Below are 1,173 nucleotides of genomic sequence, written 5' to 3'. Positions count from 1 at the left end.
GCGCTATTTTTTTATTAAAATAAAATAATTATTAATCATAATGTTAAGTTATGATGATTTTAAGGTTGATCCAGGGCTATTATTAGAGGAAAAGAATAAATGCTCTATGGTGATTTCCACCATACAGGTATTACATTTGCAATCTGCTAAAAAGCCAGCAGGTTTATTAAATTGAATTGAATTACTCAACCATAGCTATTTATGGTTACCCATTTAGTAATAGCAGTCAAAAAAATTATTTCAATTCGCGGTTTTGCATAAAAAGCAGGGTGGGCGGTTTATAACGTATAGGGTCGTAGGAATTTACACCCCCCTCCTATTGGTTGGCTTAGTGAATTTTTGGACACGTTAGAAAGCAATCTAATAATTCGCCTTATTAGATTATAATAGCCTTATTATTAGTAAGTTAGGTGGCAATATGGCAGGGCGAAAATCAAAGATAAAGGACATGTTAAAACTAGGGCAAGAGTATTTGCATAAGCAGGGCTATATCAAAAATGGGGAAGTTATTCCCTCTATGGCTGGACTGGCTTTATATGCTAACTGTTCAAGGTCAAGTTTATATAATTATGCGAGTTCAAGCGAAGAATTTAAGGACATGTTAGAACTTATCAAAGCGCGCCAAGAAGTCGAGTTAATTAATAAAGGCTTAAAAGGCGAGTTTAACGCAAGTATTGCTAAATTGATGCTTGCTAATCATGGTTATTCTGAAAAACAGATATTAGATCATCAATCTATGGGTAGTAGCATTACAGCCAAATCCAAACCAATGCGCATAGAACTAGTATCGCCACAACCAAAGGATTTAACCGCCTGACAAGCAAAGAGCATAAAAATGTTTTACGAGTAATTAGAGGCTTGTTATCCGCTCAAGTTTTAGACGCTCAAATTGAGCCGCTTCCTATAGAATTTAAATATCCGAAAATCCATTTAATATAGGTATCCAAACAAGTATCCAGTAAAAAGGTATTTAATAAATGGATACCAATTTAATCATAAAAGGCAGTTATCTTCATTATGAAGACAGCTTATAAAATTCTTTCATAAATTTCAATTTAAAGAAAATTAAATATTTATTATTGTTTTTCTCATATTGATTTATATTCTGTTTTAAACAGTTAAATACATATTGATATAACAAAATAGAGCTATATAATATTACACAACTTGTGT

General features: G+C 32.0%; 1 protein-coding gene. It reads left to right on the top strand.

What is annotated here, in order from left to right:
• The first annotated feature begins 418 nt into the window (after positions 1 to 418).
• On the top strand, positions 419 to 817 hold the full coding sequence (locus ACGH6Q_RS12330; protein WP_174798951.1) for a terminase small subunit: 399 nt from the start codon (positions 419 to 421) through the stop codon (positions 815 to 817).
• Positions 818 to 1,173: the final 356 nt, after the last annotated feature.

This window comes from Gilliamella sp. BG2 (assembly GCF_046635645.1).
Classification (GTDB): domain Bacteria; phylum Pseudomonadota; class Gammaproteobacteria; order Enterobacterales; family Orbaceae; genus Gilliamella; species Gilliamella bombi.
This window is presented reverse-complemented; position numbering and strand designations above follow the sequence as displayed.